18 protein-coding genes are annotated in these 23,844 nt (G+C 47.9%); 7 read left to right on the forward strand and 11 right to left on the reverse strand.

Features of this window, described 5'->3' with window-relative positions; genetic code table 11:
- Positions 1 to 66 precede the first annotated feature (66 nt).
- The 3 genes from ACXAH6_RS05025 to pedF form a co-directional block, all read right to left on the reverse strand.
- On the reverse strand, positions 67 to 1,830 hold the full coding sequence (locus ACXAH6_RS05025) for a PQQ-dependent methanol/ethanol family dehydrogenase (protein WP_474875544.1): 1,764 nt from the start codon (positions 1,828 to 1,830) through the stop codon (positions 67 to 69).
- Between the two features lie 366 nt (positions 1,831 to 2,196).
- The gene (locus ACXAH6_RS05030) at positions 2,197 to 3,075 is read right to left on the reverse strand and encodes a substrate-binding periplasmic protein (RefSeq protein ID WP_474875545.1); all 879 of its coding nucleotides are present in this window, start codon (positions 3,073 to 3,075) and stop codon (positions 2,197 to 2,199) included.
- A 12-nt stretch (positions 3,076 to 3,087) separates the two neighbouring features.
- A complete protein-coding gene (pedF, locus tag ACXAH6_RS05035) occupies positions 3,088 to 3,534 on the reverse strand; it encodes a cytochrome c-550 PedF (protein WP_474875546.1) in 447 nt (148 codons plus the stop codon).
- Between the two features lie 278 nt (positions 3,535 to 3,812).
- Here pedF and ACXAH6_RS05040 point away from each other — a divergent pair, with 278 nt between their 5' ends.
- The 6 genes from ACXAH6_RS05040 to ACXAH6_RS05065 all read left to right on the forward strand — a co-directional run bounded on the left by ACXAH6_RS05040 (position 3,813) and on the right by ACXAH6_RS05065 (position 10,225).
- Positions 3,813 to 5,027, forward strand: a complete 1,215-nt coding sequence (locus tag ACXAH6_RS05040) for an ABC transporter substrate-binding protein (protein WP_474875547.1) — start codon at positions 3,813 to 3,815, stop codon at positions 5,025 to 5,027.
- Positions 5,028 to 5,032: 5 nt separating this feature from the next.
- Positions 5,033 to 5,998: a YVTN family beta-propeller repeat protein gene (locus ACXAH6_RS05045; RefSeq protein ID WP_474875548.1), complete on the forward strand. Its 966-nt coding sequence runs from the start codon at positions 5,033 to 5,035 to the stop codon at positions 5,996 to 5,998.
- Positions 5,995 to 6,729, forward strand: coding sequence for an ATP-binding cassette domain-containing protein (locus tag ACXAH6_RS05050; RefSeq protein ID WP_474875549.1), 735 nt, complete (start codon positions 5,995 to 5,997; stop codon positions 6,727 to 6,729). Before ACXAH6_RS05045 ends, ACXAH6_RS05050 begins: the two co-directional genes overlap by 4 nt.
- Positions 6,726 to 7,523, forward strand: coding sequence for an ABC transporter permease (locus ACXAH6_RS05055; protein ID WP_474875550.1), 798 nt, complete (start codon positions 6,726 to 6,728; stop codon positions 7,521 to 7,523). Before ACXAH6_RS05050 ends, ACXAH6_RS05055 begins: the two co-directional genes overlap by 4 nt.
- A 134-nt stretch (positions 7,524 to 7,657) precedes the next feature.
- Positions 7,658 to 8,323: a response regulator gene (locus ACXAH6_RS05060; RefSeq protein WP_474875551.1), complete on the forward strand. Its 666-nt coding sequence runs from the start codon at positions 7,658 to 7,660 to the stop codon at positions 8,321 to 8,323.
- 249 nt (positions 8,324 to 8,572) lie between these two features.
- On the forward strand, positions 8,573 to 10,225 hold the full coding sequence (locus ACXAH6_RS05065; protein ID WP_474875552.1) for an endonuclease: 1,653 nt from the start codon (positions 8,573 to 8,575) through the stop codon (positions 10,223 to 10,225).
- Here the strand turns inward: ACXAH6_RS05065 and ACXAH6_RS05070 are convergent.
- The 8 genes from ACXAH6_RS05070 to ACXAH6_RS05105 all read right to left on the reverse strand — a co-directional run bounded on the left by ACXAH6_RS05070 (position 10,222) and on the right by ACXAH6_RS05105 (position 21,262).
- Complete coding sequence (locus ACXAH6_RS05070) at positions 10,222 to 11,910, reverse strand: sensor domain-containing diguanylate cyclase (protein WP_474875553.1); 1,689 nt, start codon at positions 11,908 to 11,910, stop codon at positions 10,222 to 10,224. The two genes, ACXAH6_RS05065 and ACXAH6_RS05070, sit on opposite strands and share 4 nt — an antisense overlap.
- Positions 11,911 to 11,992: 82 nt before the next feature.
- On the reverse strand, positions 11,993 to 14,644 hold the full coding sequence (locus ACXAH6_RS05075) for a PAS domain-containing hybrid sensor histidine kinase/response regulator (protein WP_474875554.1): 2,652 nt from the start codon (positions 14,642 to 14,644) through the stop codon (positions 11,993 to 11,995).
- The gene (nosP, locus tag ACXAH6_RS05080) at positions 14,619 to 15,821 is read right to left on the reverse strand and encodes a nitric oxide-sensing protein NosP (protein WP_474875555.1); all 1,203 of its coding nucleotides are present in this window, start codon (positions 15,819 to 15,821) and stop codon (positions 14,619 to 14,621) included. Before nosP ends, ACXAH6_RS05075 begins: the two co-directional genes overlap by 26 nt.
- A gap of 45 nt (positions 15,822 to 15,866) precedes the next feature.
- Positions 15,867 to 16,625: an ABC transporter ATP-binding protein gene (locus tag ACXAH6_RS05085; protein ID WP_474875556.1), complete on the reverse strand. Its 759-nt coding sequence runs from the start codon at positions 16,623 to 16,625 to the stop codon at positions 15,867 to 15,869.
- Positions 16,622 to 17,377, reverse strand: coding sequence for an ABC transporter permease (locus tag ACXAH6_RS05090; RefSeq protein WP_474875557.1), 756 nt, complete (start codon positions 17,375 to 17,377; stop codon positions 16,622 to 16,624). The genes ACXAH6_RS05085 and ACXAH6_RS05090 overlap by 4 nt, the downstream gene beginning before the upstream one ends.
- Before the next feature lie 12 nt (positions 17,378 to 17,389).
- Positions 17,390 to 18,367, reverse strand: coding sequence for an ABC transporter substrate-binding protein (locus ACXAH6_RS05095; RefSeq protein WP_474875558.1), 978 nt, complete (start codon positions 18,365 to 18,367; stop codon positions 17,390 to 17,392).
- A 93-nt stretch (positions 18,368 to 18,460) separates the two neighbouring features.
- Positions 18,461 to 19,978: an acetaldehyde dehydrogenase ExaC gene (gene exaC / locus ACXAH6_RS05100; protein WP_474875559.1), complete on the reverse strand. Its 1,518-nt coding sequence runs from the start codon at positions 19,976 to 19,978 to the stop codon at positions 18,461 to 18,463.
- Positions 19,979 to 20,113: 135 nt separating this feature from the next.
- Complete coding sequence (locus ACXAH6_RS05105; protein ID WP_474875560.1) at positions 20,114 to 21,262, reverse strand: porin; 1,149 nt, start codon at positions 21,260 to 21,262, stop codon at positions 20,114 to 20,116.
- Between the two features lie 368 nt (positions 21,263 to 21,630).
- Between ACXAH6_RS05105 and ACXAH6_RS05110 the strand changes: the two genes are divergently transcribed.
- Complete coding sequence (locus ACXAH6_RS05110) at positions 21,631 to 23,724, forward strand: TonB-dependent receptor (RefSeq protein ID WP_474875561.1); 2,094 nt, start codon at positions 21,631 to 21,633, stop codon at positions 23,722 to 23,724.
- The last annotated feature ends 120 nt before the right edge of the window (positions 23,725 to 23,844 follow it).

A 23,844-nucleotide genomic window follows, 5' to 3' on the forward strand; every position in this document is an offset into this window, starting at 1 on the left:
GCGCAACCTGCTGAGATAAAAAAACGCGATGCCGCGGTGGGACGCACACGATATCGCGCTGCCTGATTAGCGACGAGGCAACTTAAACGTCCACACAGTACCGCCTTGGTTGATGTCTTTAACTCGTTTGGCAACTTCGCCGCCCCATAATGGAACCGCACCACCCCAGCCAGACACTATGCTCAGGTACTGTTCGCCGTTTTGTTCCCATGTAATGGGTGAGCCAACGATGCCCGAACCTGTGTTGAACTTATAAACAATTTCACCGGTTTTCGCGTTAAAGCCTAACAAGTAACCTTCTGGTGTACCTGTGAACACAAGGTTACCCGCCGTGGCTAACACACCACCCCACAAGGGCGCATTGTTTTTGTATTCCCACACGGTTTCGCCCGTTTTAGGGTCGATGGCTTTCAATGAGCCAATGTGTTCAAAAATTGGTTTGATGGTAAAGCCAGAGCCTAAGTAAGCCGCGCCTTTTTTATAGCTGACCGGTTCGTTCCAAATGTCCATACCCCATTCGTTTGAAGGTACATAGAAAAGCCCGGTTGATTGGCTGTACGCCATTGGCATCCAGTTTTTACCGCCTAAGAACGAAGGCACCGAGAAGACCGTTTTGCCCTTTTCGCCATTTTCGCTCTCGGCAGGGTTACCGGGGCGACCGTCTTCCGAATAGATGGGCGTGCCGTCATCATTCAAGCCTTTGGCCCAGGTGATACCACTGACAAACGGGAAGCCGCGAATAAAGCCGCCGTTTTCACGGTTAAGCACGTAGAAGAAACCGTTCCGGTCGGCCGTTGCTGCCGCTTTCACGGTTTTACCTTTGTCTTTGTAATCGAACGCAATGAGTTCGTTTACGCCGTCGAAGTCCCAGCCATCATGCGGTGTAGTTTGAAAATGCCAAACGATTTTGCCGGTATCTGGGTCGATGGCTAGACGAGATGAGCTGTACAGGTTATCGCCAGGGCGCAAGTGTGAGTTCCACGGGGCTGGGTTACCTGTACCCATGAAGATCAAGTCTGTGTCAGGGTCATAAGTACCGCCTAACCAGGTAGCAGCACCACCGGTTTTCCACAGATCACCGGTCCAGGTTTTATTGGCTTCGCCACCGGTAATGCCGTTTTCTTTGCCATTGAGATAGCCCATATGGCCTTCAACTGTAGGACGTGTCCACACGAGTTCACCGGTTTTGGCATCGCGGGCTTCTACTTTGCCTACAATCCCGAATTCACCACCTGAAATACCAGTGATCACCATGCCTTTTACAATCATTGGCGCGGCGGTGAAAGAGTAACCCGCTTTGTAGTCACCCATGCGCTTACGCCATTTTACCTTACCGGTTTTTTGGTCAAGCGCCACTAAAATAGCGTCGAGCGTACCGAAGATAACCAAGTCGTCGTATAAGGCTGCACCGCGATTAATCACGTCACAGCAAGGCATTATTCCGTCTGGCAAACGCGCTTCGTACTGCCACACTTCGTCGCCCGTCGCGACATCAATACCGTAAATACGTGAATACGATGCCGTTACGAACATCATGCCGTCTTTCACGAGAGGTTGAGATTCTTGACCACGTTGTTTTTCGCCACCAAAAGAAAATGCCCATACAGGATGCATTTGTTTGACGTTTTTATCGTTCATTGTATCGAGCGGGCTAAAACGCTGGCCACGAGGGCCTAAGCCGTAAGAAACAACGTCATCCGTGGTGCTTTGGTCGGCGAGAATTTCTTTGTCGGTGACACCGGCTTGAACGCTGCTGGAAAGGGCACCGAGCGAGAGCAGCACGGCGAGTGCTGAGCCGAGGGTGTATCCAGTGACTTGCTTGCTTTTCATTGGTTTTCTCCAGTTTTGCAACAGGTACTTTGGCACATGCCTATAACGCTAACGCACGCCCTTTTACTGCATGGCAAAGCGCGAGTTGTGACGTTTTCTTATTTCCCCGAGTGTTAGCGTTTTCAGCACTACACATTGGTATAAAAGGGGATAGATTCAGTATCAAAGAACAACTTGTTAACAACCATTACACCTTGGATTATCATTTTTAGTCCCTTAGTCGTACTACTCGGTCAACATCTGGGCTTGGCCGGTGATGGCGGCGAGTTTGGGAGCGCAAAAGCAGGAGAATAAATACCGAGGTGAGAGAGTGAGAGGTAATGCGGAGCTTGAATCTCCGCCTTCACATTGAGCGTATAGCAAGTGTCACTGTTGTTGGTACAAGTCGGGGACTGTGTAGCTCACGTGGTGTTTTTGAAACAGTGTTGGGAGGTCAGAAGACTGGGTCATTGGCTCAATAATCGCTTCAATGGCATAAGCTAATTCGCGGTAATCGGTTTTCACTGCCATGCCGATATCCCAGCTTTTAATACTCATGGCCGCTAGGCCGTCAGCACTTATGTCGTAATGGTTCGGCAATGGTGCCATCGCCCATTGCAGTTGGCTTTGTAATCCTGCTACTGCGGCGACTTTTCGCGCTTTGAGCTGTGCGATACCGTCGAAGGTAGAAGGCACATGCACTAAATGCGGCTGCAAGCGTCCACCAAGGGTCGAACCTAAGAAAAAACTGGGCAGGGAATCAAGTTCAACGGCGATTGGCTCGTATTGGAAAATCGCCAGCGTGCGAATGTCTTTGGTTTTATTGCGATCTCGAAGAATCGCCCATTTTTCGCGGTGGTAAGGGGCAAACATTACCACCAGTTCGTTTTTAGCTTGGCCATAGCCGTCAATGGCATAGCTAAAGCGTCGGTCGTAAGGTACCCGCATCATTACATCCGCTTTGGTTTTGGTAATGATATGCCCTTTCCAAATTGCATTGCGCAAATCGTCTTCAAGGTTTTCATCTGCGGTTAACCACAACCAACGTGCTTCAACGCCAAGCTCGTTGGCAATGTGTTGGGCGACATCCACATCAATACCAACAGGCTTGTCGTCTTGTTGGTAGGAATAGGGAGGGAAGTTTTCATAGATGGCAAACGTGATGTAGCCAGATTCCACAATGTCTTCGTAGCTACGAGCGACAGTGCCTGCAGAGAGCAGCAGGCAACTGATGGTGAAAATAAACAAACGAGTGAGTCGAGTCATGGCTGATAGGTTTTATTCTTCGGGTGGTCTGGTTTCAATATAGGCTTTAATTGCCCACATCGCTTCCTGACTCAAAATGCCTTCGAACGGCGGCATATATACACGGCCATCGACTACCGCACCATGGCGAATGCGGGTCATAAACCATTCGTCGGCTTCTTCAGCACTAAAAAATTCATTGGGGTCGTTTAACTTGCGTAAGTCGGGTGTAATCCCCCCTGAAATGACTTCTAAGCCGTGACAACGCGCACAGTTTTGGTTGTACGCTGAGTCGCCTACTTTGATGGCGTCTTTGTTACCTGTGTACGGGTTAGTGGGTAACCATTCTTCCCCGAGTTTGGGCAGAGTACTAACGTCTACTGCTTGGGGAGTGACGTTACCGTGTGCTATGACAGCCGCCGGCACTAGAGCGCAGAGCAGGGCCGCAGAGGCTTTGCGAAATCTGGATAGGGTGTTCATGTTTTATTTCTCCGGCGAGTTGTCACAGTCAGAAATTTGAGCCGGTTGCAGACAACTCATATCGATTAAATGTCAGCCATTCTTCGACACAACCTCGCTCTATTAAAAACGGTAGGTGATCACCCAATGCCTTCCAATTGTACTTAGGTAGTAAAGCTTTCATCCTTTTTGCTCATACAGATCCTTGCCTTCTTGCACTAGTATTGAGTGCAGATTCATCGACTAGCGAGGCTGTAGTGCGTTTGAAGTTTGTATCACTGCTACATGCAATAACCGAGATGAGATGGCGTAAACATGCCCGTGAACGTAAATTTTCACGGTGGTGTAGTGTGTTGTTTTTGGGCGCTACTTTTAGTGGAAGTGCCGCTGTTGATACCGAGGTTCAGCACATCGGCTTAGCGTATTTACGGTTAACACCCGCCGCCAGCGCTCAGCCGCTACGGTTAAAAAAGCCGCCGCTGCATTTGGGTATCGACGGTGCCAGATTGGCGATTGACGACAGCAATACAACCGGACGATTTACACAACAAGTGTTCTCGCTGGATGTGATTGAAGGCGACGCAGTTGATTTGCTAATTACAGGGCTAGCGCACTCCCCAAAACATTACTCGGCTTTGCTTGTGGATTTACCCACCGCACCTCTGCAAACCCTACTTAAAAGCTTGCCTGAGCACTATCGTCAGTTGGTTATTAATGTGGGGAATCAGGACGATAAATGGCGAACTGAGCAGTGTCAGTATGGGTTGCTTCATACCGCAACGAGCCGTGCGATGCTGGCTGATGGCCTAGGTCAATACTTACTTGCTCGACGTTGGCAACGGTGGTTTATGGTGTATGGCGATAGCCAAGATGACCTCGCATTAAAAGCCGCTTATGAGCGCACAGGGCAACGTTTTGGTGGCAAATGGGATGCACAAAAAGCATGGCAGTTCGATACCGACATGCGTCGCACGGTACAGCAAGATATGCCTTTGTTCACCCAAAGTAGCCGCTATGATGTGGTGATCGTAGCCGATGAAGCCCAGTCTTTCGCGCAATACTTACCTTACAGTACATGGTTACCACGTCCGGTTGCAGGCAACGCAGGCATGTCGCCTGTTGCCTGGCATTGGACCTTTGAGCAATGGGGCGCAGTACAACTGCAAAATCGGTTTTTCACTATTGCTTCTCGGGCGATGACCAGTATGGATTATGCCGCGTGGGTGGCGGTGCGCAGTGTTGCAGAAGCGGCGACGCGCACGCGTTCTGTCGATGCTCAATTGCTCTATCGTTATCTGTTGTCAGAAGACTTTGAATTGGCGGCGTTTAAAGGCCGTAAGTTGAGCTTTCGCCAGTGGAATGGGCAACTTCGACAACCTATTGCTGTAGTACACCCGCAAGGTGTGGTGACACAGTCACCGCAAAATGGGTTTCTTCACCCAGTTAATGAACTCGATACCTTGGGATACGACAAACCCGAAGTTCAGTGCAGCATGAAACCAATACAGGAATAATCACAATGATAAAACCCTTGGCAGTTTTGACTTTACTGAGCGTGTTATTGGTTTCTACTGGGCATGCGGAACAGGTGTTTGTGTCGAATGAAAAAAGCGACACCTTGTCGGTGATTGATATGGATTCGCTCAGTGTTGTCAATACCATTGAGGTCGGCATGCGACCCCGCGGTATTTTGTTTAGCAAAGATCATCGTCACCTTTACATATGCGCCAGTGAATCTGATGCTGTGCAAGTATTTGATATCGCCAGTGGGCGCATTATCCACAATTTGCCGTCGGGTGAAGACCCTGAGCAGTTTGCCCTGCACCCCAATGACCGTGATCTCTACATTGCTAATGAAGACGATGCCGTTGTAACGGTTGTCGATACCCAAACGCGCACGCTAAAAGCACAAATTGATGTGGGGGTTGAGCCTGAAGGGATGGCCGTTAGCCCTGACGGAAAATGGGTTATTAATACGTCCGAAACCACCAATATGCTCCATTGGATTGACGCTTCTACCTATCAACTCGTCGACAACACGCTGGTGGATCAGCGCCCGCGCCATGTGGAATTTACCCAAGATGGCAAGTCGGTTTGGGCTTCATCTGAGATAGGTGGCACTGTTTCGATCATTGATACAGATTCACGCCAAATTGTCCACACACTTACATTTAAAATACCCGGCGTTCACAGAGATAAAATCCAACCGGTGGGCATTAAACTCACCGACGACGGCCGTTATGCTTTTGTGGCTTTGGGGCCTGCTAATCATGTTGCCGTGGTCGACCCGAACACCTACGAAGTACTGGATTATTTATTGGTTGGGCGACGTGTATGGCAACTGGCATTTGCTCAAAACCAAACTAAATTACTGACTACCAATGGTGTAAGCGGCGATGTGTCAGTGATTGACGTGAATGCGCTTTCTGTGATCAAAAGTATCAAGGTTGGGCGTTACCCTTGGGGGTTGGCAGTATTACCATGAGCATCTTGGAGATCAAAAATGTAGATTTTGCTTACGGTGACAAACCAGTATTGCACCAGATAAACGTCGCCCTTGAAGCTGGCCAATATTACGCCCTACTCGGCCCGAACGGCACGGGAAAAAGCACCTTGTTTGCGTTGATTTGTCAGCTGCTGCAACCCAGTCCGCAAAGTGTTTTTATCAAGGGGAAGGACGTCACGCAAAAACCGCATATCGCCATGCGGGACATAGGGATAGTGTTCCAGCAATCTACCCTAGACCTCGACCTCACCGTAGAGCAGAACTTGCGTTATCACGCCAGCTTACATGGCCTTAATAAGCAGCAGGCACAACTGGCAATACACAAAGAACTCGCGCGCTTGTCATTGACCGACAAGCTCAACACCAAAGTGCGTGCATTAAATGGGGGGCATCGACGTCGCGTTGAAATTGCCCGTGCCTTACTGCACAAGCCCTCATTATTACTACTCGACGAAGCCAGTGTCGGGCTAGATTTACCCAGCCGAGAGAGTATCAACCAACATATTCGTCGCTTGTGCGAAGACGAGGGCGTAACGGTATTGTCTTCTACTCACCTGATTGATGAAATTCGTCGACAAGATCACCTACTGGTTATGCTTGGTGGGAAGCTGGTGTTAGATGCACCTTGCGAAGACGCCATGAGAACATATGCGCTATCGAGCGTACCTGCGCTCTATCGTTTACTTACCCAGCAGCAGGCCGCCGCATGAATAACGCGTTGATTTGTTTTAATGGCATTTTACAGCGCGAACTGTTGCGATTTTGGCATCAACGGGCTCGCTTAGTGAGTGCATTAGTAAGACCTTTGCTGTGGCTAGTGGTGTTTGCCGCAGGTTTTCGGGCAGCGTTGGGGATAGCCATTGTGCCGCCTTACAGCACGTATATTACTTACGAAGTGTACATTATGCCTGGCCTAGCGGGCATTATCGTATTGTTCAATAGCATGCAAAGTTCCCTGTCGATGGTGTATGACAGAGAAATGGGTAGTATGAAAGTATTATTGACCAGCCCAATGCCAAGAGGCTATTTATTACTCTGTAAGCTGATCGCCAGTGCTGTAATTTCGGTGATTCAGGTTTCCGCGTTTTTTGCACTCGCTTGGCTGTTAGATATACAGGCGCCAGCATGGGGGTACTTGTGGGCCTTGCCTGCTATTTTTCTAATGGCGTTGATGTTAGGCGCTTTGGGTTTGTTGTTGTCGTCGATGATTCGTCAATTGGAAAACTTTGCCGGCGTAATGAATTTCGTCGTTTTCCCTATGTTTTTCCTGTCATCTGCTCTATACCCTTTGTGGAAGATGCGCGAGTCGAGCGAAGCACTTTATTATTTATGTCAGTTTAACCCCTTCACTCACGGGGTAGAGCTGGTGCGGTTTATGTTGTACCAAACGTCCAACTGGACGGCGTTTGGCGTTACGCTGGGGTGTACAGTGTTATTGACTGTCGCTGCCGTGTGGGGCTATGACCCGAGATGGGGAATGGTACAAAAAAAGGTGATGGGGTGAGGTGCTTATCCGATATGTGCGTTGAGTATTATCACGTACAGTGGTTGAGCGTACTCTGTTACTACAGGCGTTCTCAGTGTGGGCATGCAAAGCTGGGCGCGTAAAAATATTATTATAATTAGTAGGATATCCCTATGGTTGAAATACTCGTTGCCGATGACCATCCGTTGTTTCGTTATGCGATTACCGACTTCGTAGAGCGCAACATTCCCGATACGAAAACCATCACCTGCACTGATCTGGACGCGGCTCTTGAAGTTGCAGAACAGAACCCAGATATCGACTTGGTGTTGTTAGATTTGAATATGCCGGGCATGGATGGCCTTAATGGTATTGTGCGTTTTCGAAACCAATATCCCGAAATTCCTATAGTCATTGTTTCTGCCGAAGAAGATAAAAGCGTGGTGTTGCAGTCGTTTACTTATGGCGCTGTGGGTTTTATTACTAAATCGACCAGTTGCGAAAATATCGTAGAAGCCCTTCAGCAAGTGCTGTCGGGACAAGTGTATTTACCGCCAGATATTATTCGCAATAATGACAATAACAAGCCGAAAGAAACCTCGGCTTCGCAACAAATAGACCCCAAGTTAATTGGTGCGCTAACACGGCGTCAGTTGTTGGTTTTTGAGTGTATTGCTAAAGGCAAATCGAATAAGCAAATTGCATATGAACTCAACATCGCAGAAACCACAGTAAAAGCCCATGTTTCCGCAATTTTGACCAAATTAAACGTGCACAACCGTATTCAGGCGGCATTATGCGCGGCCAGTATCGATTTTAACCAGTATTTAATGCGCTAAAACCCACCGATTACTGCCGCCCTACTGTGTTATGCAGTGGGGCTTTTTTGTGTCCCTACGTTGAAGCAGGCGTCTTTTGTTGGCCCGAATCTGTTCAAATTTCAAACGTATTACATCTAATACCTGCGTTCTATTCTGAATATTTTGAAATCAGACTGAATGGTCAAATTTCATTCACATCGATGAATTAGTATGCAATATTAGATTTACTGCAATATTGCAGTGACGAGAACAACAATAGGGAACACAATGAAAAATAAAATAGCGACAGGATTGAGCCTGTCGGCACTGTTACTTTCTACGCCAGTTTTTTCTCAAGTCAGCAATGGTAACTTTGAATCTTGGACCAGTGGTACTCCCGACAGTTGGACAACCATTGATTCAGGCATTAGCGTGAGTGAATCCACTAGTGTTGTTTACGGCGGTAGCAGTGCCGCCGCCATTACGGTGAATACCGGCACCCAAGGCTCTACCGATTTTCGACAAACAGTCAGTGTAACCAGCGGCCAAAGTTATACCTTTAGTGTGTGGGTGTATCATACGGAAGGCGGTGTGTCTGCACGCTTGTATGTGGATGGTTATCAAGGGTATTCCACACCCGGTACCACAGGGCAATGGCAACAGCTGAGCTATACCTTAACGCCCTCTTCGTCGAGCATTGAAGTGGGTTTGCGCTTTTATGACCAGTCGGGTTTTGATGGTTCTGAAGTTGTGTATGTTGATAGCTTTGAACCTACCGATAGCAGTTCGGGCGGCGGTAGCTCTGGTGCGTGTTCAACCAACAGTGGCAGCTTGTCTTTAGTCACTGACAATTATGGCAGTGAAACTAGTTGGACGTTGACTAACAGTAGTAGCCAGCAATTGTATTCAGGCAGCGGTTACAGCAATAACAGCAGCTACAGCGAAGACATATGCTTAGACGATGGCTCGTACACCTTCACTATTTCAGATAGCTATGGCGATGGAATCTGTTGTAACGTGGGTTCGGGAAGTTATGCGCTCACGATTGAAGGAACCACAGTCGCCAGTGGCGGAGATTTTGGTAGCAGTGAATCGACGTCGTTTACCCTTGGTGGAAGTTCAGGTGGCGGCTCTGGCGGTGGTTCTGGTACGGGCGGTGGCAGTACCGGCCTATCCGACTACTACTCAAGTGCTGAAGGGCTAACGGGTTACGCGCTAAAAACTGAGCTGTACAACATCATTAACAACCACAGTACACAGAGCTATTCAGCATTGTGGACCTTTTATGTGTCGTATGGTTTAGACAGCTACTATGAAAACGACGGTACTATTATTGATATCTATTCAGAGAATCCGTCTGGTTCTGATTCGTACACCTTTACCCCGTCGAGTGATCAATGCGGTAATTACAGTGGCGAAGGTGATTGTTATAACCGTGAGCATAGCTTCCCTCGAAGCTGGTTTGGTGGTGCGGTGTCTCCTATGAATACTGACATTCACCATATCTTCCCAACCGACGGTTATGTGAATTCTCGTCGCAGTAGCTATCCCTATGGCGAAGTAGGCAGCGCGACTTATACGTCGGACAATGGTTCTAAGTTAGGTTCGGCGGCATCTGGCTTAGGTTACAGCGGCACAGTATTTGAACCTATTGATGCGTTTAAAGGCGATATTGCTCGTGCGTATTTTTATATGGCGACCCGCTACGAAAATGTCATTTCGGGTTGGGAAAGCAATACAACCTATGGTGATGCGGTATTGGATGGCAGTAGCGATCAAGTATTCGAAGACTGGTTCTTGGCAATGTTACTTGAATGGCATACACAAGACCCTGTAAGCCAGAAAGAAATTGACCGCAATGACGCAGCGGAAAGTTTTCAAGGTAACCGTAACCCGTTTGTTGACTACCCTGATTTTGTGAGTGAGATCTGGGGCAACTAAGCGGTGTTAGCTGGTGGGAAGGCGGCATTTGCCGCCTTTTTCTTTGCCAACTTATTAGCGTACATACGTTCGTCAGCTAGTGTTAGGCAAGCTGATGGGCTGGCGCCTTCTTCGCTACTGGCGATCCCAAAACTCAGTCCGGTTTCTTCCCAGCCGCTTGTGAGTAACGCTTTTTCAGCACTTAAAATGCCTTTGCGCATTTCCTCACGCGCGTTTTCAGTGTTTGTGGTAATCGGAATCGGGTAAAACCAAACAAATTCATCGCCGCCAACGCGAAACAAGGCACTGTGTTTAGACAATCGATGTTGCAGTAATTCGCAACACGTGATCAAAAACGCATCACCTCGGTTATGACCGTGTTTGTCGTTAATTCGCTTAAGGCCATCAGCATCAATGAAGGCTAAACAAAAAGCGTGTTTTTCATTGTTGAGGGTTTCATTAAAGGCAAGCCGGTTACCAATTTGGATAAGCGGATCGGTTCGTGAAAGCGTGAAGTTATGAAGGTACTCTGTTTGTTGTCTGTGTAACCAAGACGACATCGATAACAGAATACACACACAATCTAGTGTGAGGGCCACCATTACCATGAGTTCGGCGGAGAAAGATCTGGCATGGGGGAAAACGTGGGAGAGAACAAAGTAAATCAGTGATACACCATAAATTAGGTTACCTACCAAATAGTAATAGGCACGATAGTCGCCGCCGCGCACCATGTATATCCCGGTGCCAATAGACAGAATTCCCCAAGTGGTCGCAATAATGTGACAGGTTACAAATATTAACGGGAACGGCGCAGCCAGCAAAACAATACCGGCGATCAGTGTTAAGGCACTTAAGCCGTTAAAAATCCGACAAAGTGTCGGGTGTTGCGTTTGGCAACTAAACAGATACTTTGTGAACTGGCTGGCCGCAGAAATGGCAAAAGGAAATAAACTCATTCCCCAATACGTTGTGTTGTAGGTGCTAAATGGGAACAGCGCACCAAAAGTGCCTGCCGCCGCAAACCAACCTATGCCATGAATACCAATATAGCCGGTACACGCGATAGCCACAGGATAACGGGTTCGGATGAACACAAATAAAGAAATTAACGCGAGTGTGAGCATAACCCCAACGCTCAGGATCGTGATGGCATTGGTGGTTAATTGATAGTGAAAAAACGTTGCTTGAGAAAATAGCGTTATGTTCGCTGGAACGGCGAACTGTTTGGCTCGAATATAGATCCACAGTGTGCCTTTGCGCTCACCGTTGTACTCACTGAGCGTCACTATTTGGTTGTGCGCTAAATGAGGAGAGTGATGCAAGAGTGGGCTGAACACCATGGCAGGAGACACATCCTGTTGGCTCGGTTGCCAGTAGGCCACGCCAATATCTAGGTAGTTAGCATAAATACGGACAAACTCTACCGGGTCGGCATTAGGTGAAAAAGTAATGGGAATTGCCGTGACAAACGCCCCTTGTTTCCCCATCAGGCTTGGTATTGGGGCTGAGGCTTGTATTTGCTGTTGCAGCTGCTGAAAGCTTGGAATGTCGTTGTCTTGGGTGGTTACAGGGTACCACAGTTGCGTGTCTTCAATTAATTGTGGGTATGCATCTACTTCAACCGCAGGTGAAGCAACAGGGTAGGACAGTGACAAAATTAGCCGCGATATAAAAATAATGCGGTGTGAAATATTGCTCAGCAAACCACTGATTCCTTGGTAAGCGGTAACCTATTTACTATAGAAATAAATTAACCACTTTCATAGTGAAAGGGGTTAATTCTACTCAGTTTGCTTTGGCTAACAAGTTTGAGAGGGCTAATTTCATTTTATGCGGCTTAACTGGCTTATTAAGCAGAGAATAGCCCTGCTCTCTTACGGTTTGTCGAAGCTCATTGGTGTAGTTTGCAGTAATCATAATCACAGGGACATGCGCCCCGATCTGTTGCTTTGTAATTGCCAGTGCATCAAAGCCGGTATCACCGTCGTCGAGATGGTAATCAGCGACAATAAGGTCGGGGGCAAGGCGGGTTAAAAAATCAGGAGCAGATAACTGTTCGAGCGTTTGCACTGTTGTCACATCACAGCCCCAACCGCTTAATAAGGTGGCCATGCCTCTGCAAATCGATTCGTCGTTGTCGATGATCAGAATTTTAGCGTTGTCGAGATGGCTATTAAACCTGTCTGTGACCTGCTGTTTCTGGGTGTTTTCCATAGTCTGTTTATCGCCATAAGGAAGCAACAAACTAAAGCAGGAGCCGCGCCCCTCTATCGATTGTACCGATATTTTATGCCCCATTACGGTGGCTAGTTTATCAACAATGGCAAGTCCTAAGCCCAAGCCTTGATCGTGACGGCGTTGTTTGGCGTCGAGCCGATTAAACTCATGAAAAATTTCGTTGATTTTACTCTCTGGAATACCAATGCCTGTATCCATAATTTGAATTTCAACGCCGGCTTGCCGATGACGAGTGCCAATGAGAATACTGCCTTGATTGGTATAGCGAATTGCATTGCTCAGCAGGTTTCTTAAGATACGCGCGAGTAAGTAAGGATCAGACCTGACGATGCGATGTGTGCCCTGCATGCGAAACCGCAACCCTTTTTGTAAGGCTTGAGGTTGAAATTCGTTGGTCAGGTTTTGCAGCAATTGACTCACGCGGAAGTCATCCATGACCGGCTCTATTAAACCGGCCTCTAGTTTCGAAATATCCACTAACGCGGTGATCAAAGATTCCACATTCTCTAATGAATAGCTAAGTGAAGACAGTAACTTATGTGCTTCATCGGTTAGCGGTAACTCTACCAGTGCGCTGGCAAACAGCCGAGCCGAATTCATTGGTTGCAGTAAGTCGTGGCTGGTGGCAGCCAAAAACTTGGTTTTAGACTCGTTTGCTAAATCAGCCTCTCGTTTCGCTTCAAGCAGTTTGACTTCTGCGGTTTGACGCTCGGCAATTTCATTGCGTAGTTGGGCATTAATTTCAGAGATTTTACGCGTGCGCTGGTTAACCCTTTGCTCCATGTAATCATAGGCGTGTTTGAGGGCTTTGGCTGTGCGTCGTTGTTCAGTAACGTCTTGTTCTAGTGCAAAAAAACCAATAACTTGTTTTTGTTCGTTAAAGTGTGGAATAAAGGTTTTATTCGAGATGCGAGTGTCACTGTTATAACGATGGTGCTCAACCTCGAAGTTTACCGATTGCCCGAGCATGGCGCGTTTGATGTAAAGGGTTAAATTATTGAATTCTTCATCCCCGAGTACGGTACTAAGGTGCTGATTAATAATTGATGCACGTGAGCGTTCAAACCAGCGCTCAAACTCGCGATTCACGAATTCGTAGCACATGTCTTTGTTGACGTATGAAATAAGCGCAGGCATGGCATCGGTGATCAACCGAATGCGTTGCTCACTTTCTTTAAGCGCTTGCTGGTGTAAGCTACGCTCGGTAATGTCGACATAAGTAAACAAATAGCCGCCTGTGGGAATAGGCTGACGTTTCACTAATACAATAGTGCGGTTGGCCAAGTGGTATTCTTGCTCTTCATATACCGCGCTTTGACTACTGGTGAGGGTATTCGCCAGTAAACTGTGTTCAATGGCCGTGTTAAAGGTTTGGCCGCGATGAATGGCATGCTCTTGCAGTCCAGATAGGGTAAGAAAGCGTTGATTCCACGTTTCTATTTCGCTTTGGTCGTTGATCAGTACAACGCCTTCCGTCATGTTTTCCAAGGTCGATTTTAGCAGCTGGGCTTGTTCAGCCATGGCGTTTTCGTATCGCAGTTCTTCGCTTTGTTTTATCGTAGTGATATCGGTGTACACCACGACTAGGCCGCCCTCATCAGTTTTTCGCTCCGACATTTGTATCCAGGTGCCGTCTTTGAGCTTAAAAATGGTTTGGGTAATGGGGTCGGGAAACACACCGACTTTTTTTTGCGCTTTGGCTTCGCCGTCAACCAGCACCAAGGAGGCAGCAGTAATTTCCTGAAAAGTGGTTTTTCCTAGCTCGAATTCAATATTGTGATAGCGCCAAAAATCGGCGCAGCGACTGTTCACCATCACCATTTTTCGGTCTGCGTCAAAGAGTACAAAAGACTCTGAAATACTCTCAATTGCGTCGTTGAGGTTTTGTCGTGCTTGTTCTGATTCTGCGCGGTTGAGTTCAGCATCTTGTCGAGCGCGATCGAGTTGGCGATTGGATTCTTCGAGATTGTGCAGAGCTTGTTGTAGCCGATAGGTGCGTTCTTTTACCTTATCTGCCAGCATGGCGGCATCTTCGAAAGACTGATAAGCGTCGCTGTGATTGCCCCAGCCCATTTCCACACGGCGCATGAGAACATCGTTAATTTTTTTTAGTTTGGCATTTTCATAACGCAAGCGTTCCACTTCTTCGTGGTGAGCGCCATCGTCAATTGCACTAGAAGGTTGGGCTTGTGTTGTCAAACGGCGCTCCAATCGCCACACCGGTAAATGTGTGGTTTAGATGTAGGCCATCGATTTGCTCACCATAAGTGTTAAAGCCAATTACGTTGTGACGACGATAAAGTGCTGACATTTGCGCACCGAGGTCGAGTTGGTCGTTTTCAGCTCGGCGATGAATGCAATCAAAGCCAATCACTAATTCTAACTCGCCGACTTTGTCGCACAGTTCGTTTAAAACCATATTGGAGTGCGCGAGCAAACCACTACTACGCATATTGGTTAACACTATGCCAGCGTCGATGGCACAGAAAAACGTTAAACTTAAATCGTCGTTGACCTGTTGAATACTGCGAATATACAAATTGTCACCAATTTGCACCGCCAAAGGATGCATGGCGAATACTTGCGAATTGAGATCTTCGAGTCTTAAGTGGTTAATACGGCAATACTCAAGGGCTGCCGGCTCTGCATTGAATTCTTGCACCACGCGTTGGCCCGGAGCTAACTGAGTGACCACCAATTTTTCCTCTTGCGGGGCTAAATGGTGGTAGCTGAATACGTGGAACTGACAACGCGAGTTCACCAACATAAACACAGCGGCATTGCTATAAAATTGCCCGTTGTAGAACACTTGAGTATCGACGAAATGCTGGTCGTCACCCGCAGAGCCACCAACCAGAGGAATGTCTTGTAATGCAATGTTCAACGCATTAATGACTAATTCTTCTCTTACCGACAGGCCGTCGAGTAGCGTCATAGCAAAGCATTGTGACGCGATGGGAGCAGACGTAACAGCTCGGTCTTCGAGGTTTGCCAACATGGTGGTAACCAGTGCTTCGGCATCTTCTTTGGTGAAGGTTGCGAGGTTTTCAATTAATACTGAGTCAATAGCAAAGTCATCGCGACCTAACGCAAAGGCGCTGACGGCGTGTTTGCGATAGCCCATCGGGGTAATTTCGCCGGCTGAAGTACATCCGATAACCGTGGTATGACCGAAGTACTTTTGCAGCTCTTGAGACAATATTTCCAATGAGTAACTGGTACAACAATAAAACACCACACAAGCGGGTTTTACCGAGGCTAGTGCTTGATAAATTTCTTGTGCAGCTAGTACGGGGTCAGACTGTTCAGAGCCGGCTTGTGCGGTGTAAGCCGAGCGCTCGGCTACATCCAGTTGTCTTACAGATTGGCTGTGCATAAAATCTCCGAATATGTAAAGCAATGTTATCTTTTTCACAATTGCTTAACAAGAGGTTTCACGCGTAGCCGCCGCTTGTCGTGCGTATTCGTCAGGTGCTGACAGTAAGTCGGGGAAGCACTGACGCAGTTGTTGGCAAAGCAGGTTCACTGCCGGGCTGTCGATGTGTCTGGGGCGTGGGAGTAATATCTCCTCTTCTGAGCGAATGGTCATAGGGTTGGGCGACAACAGTATTACTCTATCTGCAATACTCACGGCTTCGTTCAAGTCATGGGTGACATAAACGACGGTTGTGGCATGTTGTTGGGCAAGTGCGATCACTAAGTCGCGTAACCCTTGAGCGGCAGGTTTGTCGAGTGATGCGAATGGCTCGTCGAGTAACAGCACATTGGGTTGATACATAAAAGCGCGCGCCAGAGCGACACGCTTTTTCATGCCGCCAGACAATGCATTGGGAAAGGTGTCGGCATGTTCACGTAAACCGACTTTGTCCAGTAACGACAGTGCTGTGTTTTTAGCATCACAGACGGTGGGGTTAACCAGCAGCACGTTGTCGAGTACAGTTAGCCAAGGCATTAAACGCGCCTCTTGAAACATCAAGGCAGTGCGGTTGTCGTCAGGCAGATGGATAAAGCCATTGTAGGATTGGTCGAGACCCGCGATAAGGTTGAGAAGTGTGGTTTTTCCCGAACCTGACGGGCCAATAAGCGTGACAATTTCGCCTTTCAATATATCCAATTTAAAGTTTTGAATCACGGGATCTTGGCCGCTAAAAGCCTTGTGATTAATCCGAATACTGATCATGATCGCCACCGGTTTATCTTGCGTTCTATAGGCATTAATACGCCTGCTTCTAAAGCTAAAATCAGCGCCGCAAAGGCGAGTGTATAAGCCAAAATACTCGTGATATCGAAGAATTGAAAAAACATGCCGAGCTGGAATCCTACCCCTTCGCTGCAACCGAGTAGCTCTACAACTAAGACAATTTTCCAGACCAGTGCTAAGCCGCCTCGGCTCGCGGCGAGTATGTAGGGGTAAAGCTGGGGTAGATACACTTGGGTGAGTGTGCGAGTAAACGGCAAATGATAACAACGAGCCACGTCGAGCAGCTGTTGGTCGACGGCTTTTGCGCCTTCGCGTAGGGTAACGATCACATTGGGAGTTTTGTTCAGTACAACAGCCAGTATCGCCGCCGTTTCGGTTAGTCCAAACCAAATAAAACACAGGATAATGGTAACCAATGCCGGAATGTTCAACGCGAGCACGAGCAAGCTGTCTAGCCAATCGTTCACTTTGCGAAAATGTCCCATAGCTAAACCAATGACTATTCCTAGAGCTAGCGCAATAAAAAAGCTCGCGGCAACGCGTTGGATCGTGACAGCCAGATGATACGGAAGTTCGCCATTTTGTATCTGCTCAACCAAGCGAATTAGCACTGCATTGGGCGCCGGTAGCATGGCAGGTTGTAACCAGAATACCGCGGTTTGCCATAGGCAAATCAGTAATGATAATGCGGCAATACGCGTGATGAGAGAACGATACTGGTTAACTTCCATAAGCGTCTTAGGTTAGGGGAGCACGTGGCTCGACCAGAAAATGGCTGGTGGTAATGCGGCTAAGTCGCCGGTGAGTGCGCGCTTGGTTTCGTGTTGTTTTAATACCGCAAATAGGCGCTTTAATTGGGTAACGTCTTTGGCGTTAAATTGCGCTGGAATTCCCGCTCTGTAAGCCTTGATAAGATAAGGCTGCGCTTTTTTATCGTATTTCTGTGTGAATGACGGCAAGGTGGCCCATAGTGTGTCATCCCTTTGCATTTTTTGTCTTGCGGCAAAAGACAAGGCTAAAAATCGCTCTACCAACTCTGCGTTTTTGTCTGCCCAATCTTGACGAAACAGCCAACCTAACAAGGGCACGTTTTTTTCAACGCCTATCCCTTTGAGTACGTCGTGCATAGAGAGTAACGTAGGCATTCCTTCCGCATTGAGTAACGCGCCGTAATGCCAGAAGTTGATGACGGCGTCGAGTTTGCCTTGTGTGATCAGCGCATTAAGCACTGGTGGCGCGGCAAATTTAGCTGTTGCGTCTTTGCTGATATCCAACCCGGTTTGTTGTTCAATATAACTGTGATAAAGCACCCAGTTTTTATTGGCTTTGCCCCCTGCGATACCAATGGTTTTGCCTTTTAGGTCAGCAAGAGACCGGATATTTGCGTCGGGGTGAGTGACAAGTACGCCCGCAGCAGAAGAATAAGGGTAGAAGTAGAAGTGGCGGTCCATCTCGGTTTGTCGTGCAACCCACAACCAATCGCCAATAATCATATCGACAGCCCCGCCTTGAAGGGCGACTTGTAAAGCTTGTGATGAGCCCAGTGGAACAGCTTCTAGTTTAATACCGTGTTGTTGCTCTAAGTTGAGTTGCCGGATGACGTCCATTTCCCAGTTCAGGGTGCCGTATTTCAATACGCCCACTTTGACCGTTGGCGTTGCCCCGTGCGCGGCTGCCAAGAAAAAGAGACTAGATAACCAAATACACAACACAAATTTCATGGTTACTCCGGTTTTTTTACCGCCCCGCTAACGGGTAAAAGGCTCCCACAAATACAGCGGGAGCCCCGACTTACGCCTTTTCAGGCAACGCTTTTAGAAAAAGCCCAGTGGGTTAACGTCGTAGCTCACCAACAAGTTTTTGGTTTGTTGGTAGTGATCTAGCATCATCTTATGCGTTTCACGACCTACGCCCGATTTCTTGTAACCACCAAATGCTGCGTGTGCTGGGTAGGCGTGGTAGCAGTTCATCCACACACGACCCGCTTCGATACCACGACCCATGCGATATGCACGGTTAGTATCACGTGTCCACACACCTGCACCCAAACCAAACTCAGTGTTGTTAGCAATGGCTAACGCTTCTGCTTCATCTTTAAAGGTAGTCACGCCCACAACAGGACCAAAAATTTCTTCTTGGAACACGCGCATATCGTTGGTGCCTTTCAACAGCGTAGGTTCAACGTAGAAGCCTTTGCTGAAGCCTTCAACATTAGCTGGACCGCCACCAATAAGCACTTGTGCGCCTTCTTTCTTACCAATTTCAAGGTAACCAAGAATCTTGTCGTATTGCTCAGCAGAAGCCTGAGCGCCTACTTGAGTGTCTGTGTCGAGTGGGTTGCCGCGCTTGATTTGCTGTGTACGAGCAATAACCAATGAAATAAAGTCGTCGTACATGTCTTCTTGAATCAATGCACGGGATGGGCAAGTACATACTTCGCCTTGGTTGAAGAACGCCAGTACAGTGCCTTCCACACATTTGCTGAGGAATTCATCTTCGTGCTTCATCACGTCAGAGAAATAGATGTTAGGCGACTTACCACCTAGCTCAACGGTTGATGGAATGATGTTTTCCGCAGCACATTTTAGGATGTGTGAACCTACAGGTGTAGAGCCTGTGAAGGCAATTTTCGCGATGCGCGTGCTGGTCGCCAACGCTTCACCGGCTTCTCTACCAAAGCCGTTAACCACATTCAGCACACCCGGCGGTAGTAAATCGCCAATGATTTCCATTAATACAAGAATAGAGGCTGGTGTTTGTTCAGCAGGCTTCAACACAATACAGTTACCCGCCGCTAGTGCTGGTGCGATTTTCCACGCTGCCATCAATAGTGGGAAGTTCCAAGGAATAATTTGACCGACTACACCTAGCGGCTCGTGGAAGTGATAAGCCACAGTGTTTTTGTCAATTTCGCCGATTGAGCCTTCTTGTGCGCGTACACAGCCAGCAAAATAGCGGAAGTGGTCGGCGGCCAGCGGAATATCTGCATTCAAGGTTTCACGAACCGCTTTGCCGTTATCCCAAGTTTCCGCTACAGCAAGGGCTTCGAGGTTGGCTTCGATGCGATCGGCAATTTTTAACAACACGTTTGAGCGATCAGTCACCGATGTTTCGCCCCATGCGGTTTTTGCTTTGTGCGCGGCATCGAGTGCTAGTTCGATATCTTCTTTGCTAGAACGAGGAATTTCACAAAACACTTCGTTGTTAACAGGTGATACGTTGTTGAAATATTGGCCTTTAACAGGGGCGACCCAATCGCCGCCGATAAAGTTTGCGTAACGAGGTTTAAAGCTTACGACAGAGTTTTCTTGTCCAGGTGCTGCGTAAATCATTTTGCTTACTCCGGTATTCAGTTATAAAAGCGTTGCCAGATTTGTTAGATGTGCTGGCGCGAACTTGAGTCCGCACCAACCGGCTCTAACAGCCGTACCGATTGATTGCTGCTTTATCTGGCACCCAAAGCAGCGTTAAAAATTCACAATTGCGCCAAGGGCAATGGTGTCTGAATCTTCAACGTTTTCGATTTCATTTGTTGAGTACTCCAAAACGAAGGTCACATTCGCGTTGTAGTTGTGGAATACTGCGGCTTGCATACCTTCTTGTACCAATACCTTGTCGCCAATTTCATTTTGTCCGTATGACAAGACAAACCGATTGGCTCCCATGGTGTATGCGCCTTGAAGCAAATAGCCTTCGCTGTCTAATTCGTTATAGTTGGTGTCGTACATAAAGCCAGTTGTGAGTGCGACTTCTGTTGGCCCCAATAGCAAACCAATACCCTCGCCACTGTATCCAGATGCGTGTAGCGAGAATCCGCCCATGCCAACTTTTACGCCATAGGACAGGCCGGTAGAATCAATATCGCCAGCGGTGTCAGACTCACTGGTTTGTGACAAAAAGCCTACCCATGCGTTTAGACTGCTGTTGTCCCACTTGGTGTTATAAGTAAGCTCCCCTTCAAAACGTGGAGCCGATTCTTGTCGGTCGTCGGCGTTGTTCACCGGTGAAGGATCGACAGCAGCAATCGCCAATTTAAACCCGCCTGCAAACTCAGGAGAGGTATAGCGAATTTGCGCGTTTGGGAAAGGATAGGTATAACCCGTTCCGATATTGCCGAACGACACGCCTTGGCCATCAATTAAACCGAGTGTGTCATTCACGTTGCCGTAGCCCAGCAAGATCTCATCGAGAAAAATATTGCTGCGGTTAAACAAAGTAAAATCTTTTCCGACCAATATTTGACCCCAATCAAAGTCGAGGGTGGCGTAAAACTGACGCACATCGATACCCGTTGATGTAACGCCTGTATTGCTGTCGTTAATCGTCACCCAAAATGACGAACGGCCACCCACTTTGACGTCACCCATATCTTTACTAAAAGACATACCGAGCCAGTTTGGCAAAAAGCCCATTTTGACCCGTGACTGGTCTCGTTCTTCGTTGGTTGCAAGGTTTTCACTGGTACTGTTTACATAAAAGGTGTTGAAAGATGCATCCACCGACACTGTGGCAACCTCAGGATCATCATAAATGGTGACTCCTGCATGCGCGGCGGATGAGAGCAATGTTAGACAGGCAATAGATAGCGGCTTGAACGCAAAATTGTTATTTTTCATATGTAACCTCATAGAAAGTTGTTATTTTTGCGTGGAGCACCGGTACTGCCTGTCCCAATGGTCACTCTCACTGGTGATCGGTCATGCCGTCACACTTTTTTGTTATGGGTTGAGTATTGTGGGCATGAAGAAAAATGGGTACTCCTCATTCGGGTAGGTTGTCTCACACTTTAGTTGGCAAATAGTGGGGGTCAAAGGGAGTACTACTTTAGGAGTAGTGCTGACAGGGCAGCAGTAGCTGGCATCAAAGTACTAGATTTATGCCACTCAAAGTGCAGACTACGGCGCTATCTTTTCTTTTAACGACTGCCTACCATAAGTTGTTACAAGAATGTGAATAAAGCCACGTAGGTTCGAGAGTAATCGTTATGAGTAGTACACGTATGATGCAACCAAAAAAGTGGGCAATACGCCTTTTGTCTTTATCTGTTTTAAGCGCATTAGGTACAGCGGACGTCCTAGCTGAAGAAGCGCCTTCAATAGAACGGATCACAACAACCGCTACGCGTACTGCGGATGCCACCAATGCCATGCCGCTAGCGATTAGTACCCTAGGTGAAGACACCCTAGTACGCACAGCGCTAACACATATCGAAGAGGTGTTGCGATATGTGGCAGGCGCGACCTTTCATCGTGGTAATGGTATGGAGTATTTGCCCGCTTTGCGCTCTCCCGTACTCTCGGGTGCAGGCGCTTGCGGTGGCTTGTTAACTGCCGAAGATGGTATTCCTCTGCGCGCTGCGGGTTTTTGTAACATCAACGAATTGTTTGAAGCACATTCTGAAATGGCTGAGCGCATTGATGTATTAAAAGGCCCTGGCAGTGCATTTTACGGTGCTAACGCCATTCATGGTGTGATTAATGTGATTACTCCCGACACCACCGCAGGTGGTGGCATGTTAGGGCTTGATGTGGGGTCTTATGGTTATGTTCGGGGCAAATTGCGCGCCGGCACCGCTCTCGATAATGGCGGTGTGGGGGTTAATGCAAGTGTGACTCGCGATGGCGGTTATCGCAATGAAGAGAGCGTAGACCAAGAAAAAGTGAATCTTCGTCATCAATGGCGTGGAAATGGATTACAGGTGGATACCGGGTTTACCTATACCAACCTTGATCAGGAAACCGCTGGCTATATTACGGGATTCGAGAGTTACAAAGATGACGCGTTAGCACGTAGTAACGAAAACCCCGAAGCATTTCGCAAAGCAGAATCCATGCGTTTGTGGTCTCGTGTGAGTTGGCAAAATGGCGATGACGAATTTGTGATTACGCCTTATGCACGCGATCAGGACATGCAGTTTTTAATGCACTTTTTGCCCGGCACGCCGATGGAAAAAAACAATCAGCAAGGCGTGGGCGTACAGAGTGTGTGGCACCATCAGTTCTCTGCGAGTACGCGCTTAAGCATGGGGCTTGATGCAGAGTTTACCCGTGGCGGTTTGCTGCAATATCAAGATGGGCCTACGGTTGGCTCGGCGTTTTTGGTCGAAACCGTGCCTGAAGGCAAGCATTATGATTACGACGTAGATGCAACCTCGATCGCGCCTTTTATGCAGGTGGAATGGCACGCTGATGCATGGTTGATCACAGCCGGTGCGCGCTTTGAATCTATGCAATACGACTACACCAATAACATGAACAGTGGTCGTGTTCGTGAAGATGGCACAACCTGTGGAATGGGGGGCTGTCGATACACACGGCCTGAAAGCCGCAGTGACGGTTTTTCCAACTTATCGCCTAAATTAGGTGTGAGTTATGCGTTGGACGAGGGCCATTATTTATACGCCAATGTGTCGCGCGGCTACCGTGCCCCCCAAGCCACCGAATTGTATCGCCTACAACGGGCGCAAACAGTGGCAGATTTAGACACTGAAACGGTGGATAGTGTGGAGTTTGGCGTAAAAGGGGCAACCGAAAATGCCACTTATACGGTTTCAGCGTTTTGGATGGACAAAGACAATGTGATCTTCCGCGACAGTGATTATTTCAACGTGAATGATGGGCAAACTCGCCATCAAGGTATTGAAGTGGAAGTTAACTACCAGTTATCTCCCACTTGGGATATTGCTGTGGCAGCAACCCATGCACGTCACACTTATGAGTATGATGTGATTTCAGGTGAGGTAAATATCAATGGCAACGACATTGATTCAGCACCGCGAACCCAAGCTAACGCGCGTTTGCGTTGGTCACCAACGGGTACGGCAAACGTCAGTATCGAGTGGCAACATGTGAGTAAGTACTACACTGATCCCGAAAACCTGCATGAATACGAGGGCCATGATTTATTCAGTGTTAGAGGTCAATGGCAAGCCACACCGTCGTTGGCGGTGTATGCACGTGTGACCAATTTATTTGATGAAAACTATGCCGAACGAGCGGATTACACAGGATTCAGCGGCGATAGATATTTTCCGGGACGTCCTCGTCAGTTCATGCTCAGCGTGAACTATCAGTGGTAGTAAGCATTGTGCAGTGGGTTTCACGGACAGAAACCTTGAATTGTTGTCGCTATTGAAGATTTACATCTCTATCAGTTAGGGCAAGATGTAGCGAGAAAGACAATTTTGACAAGGAAAAGT

Source organism: Alteromonas sp. ABE4_545 (assembly GCF_056161325.1).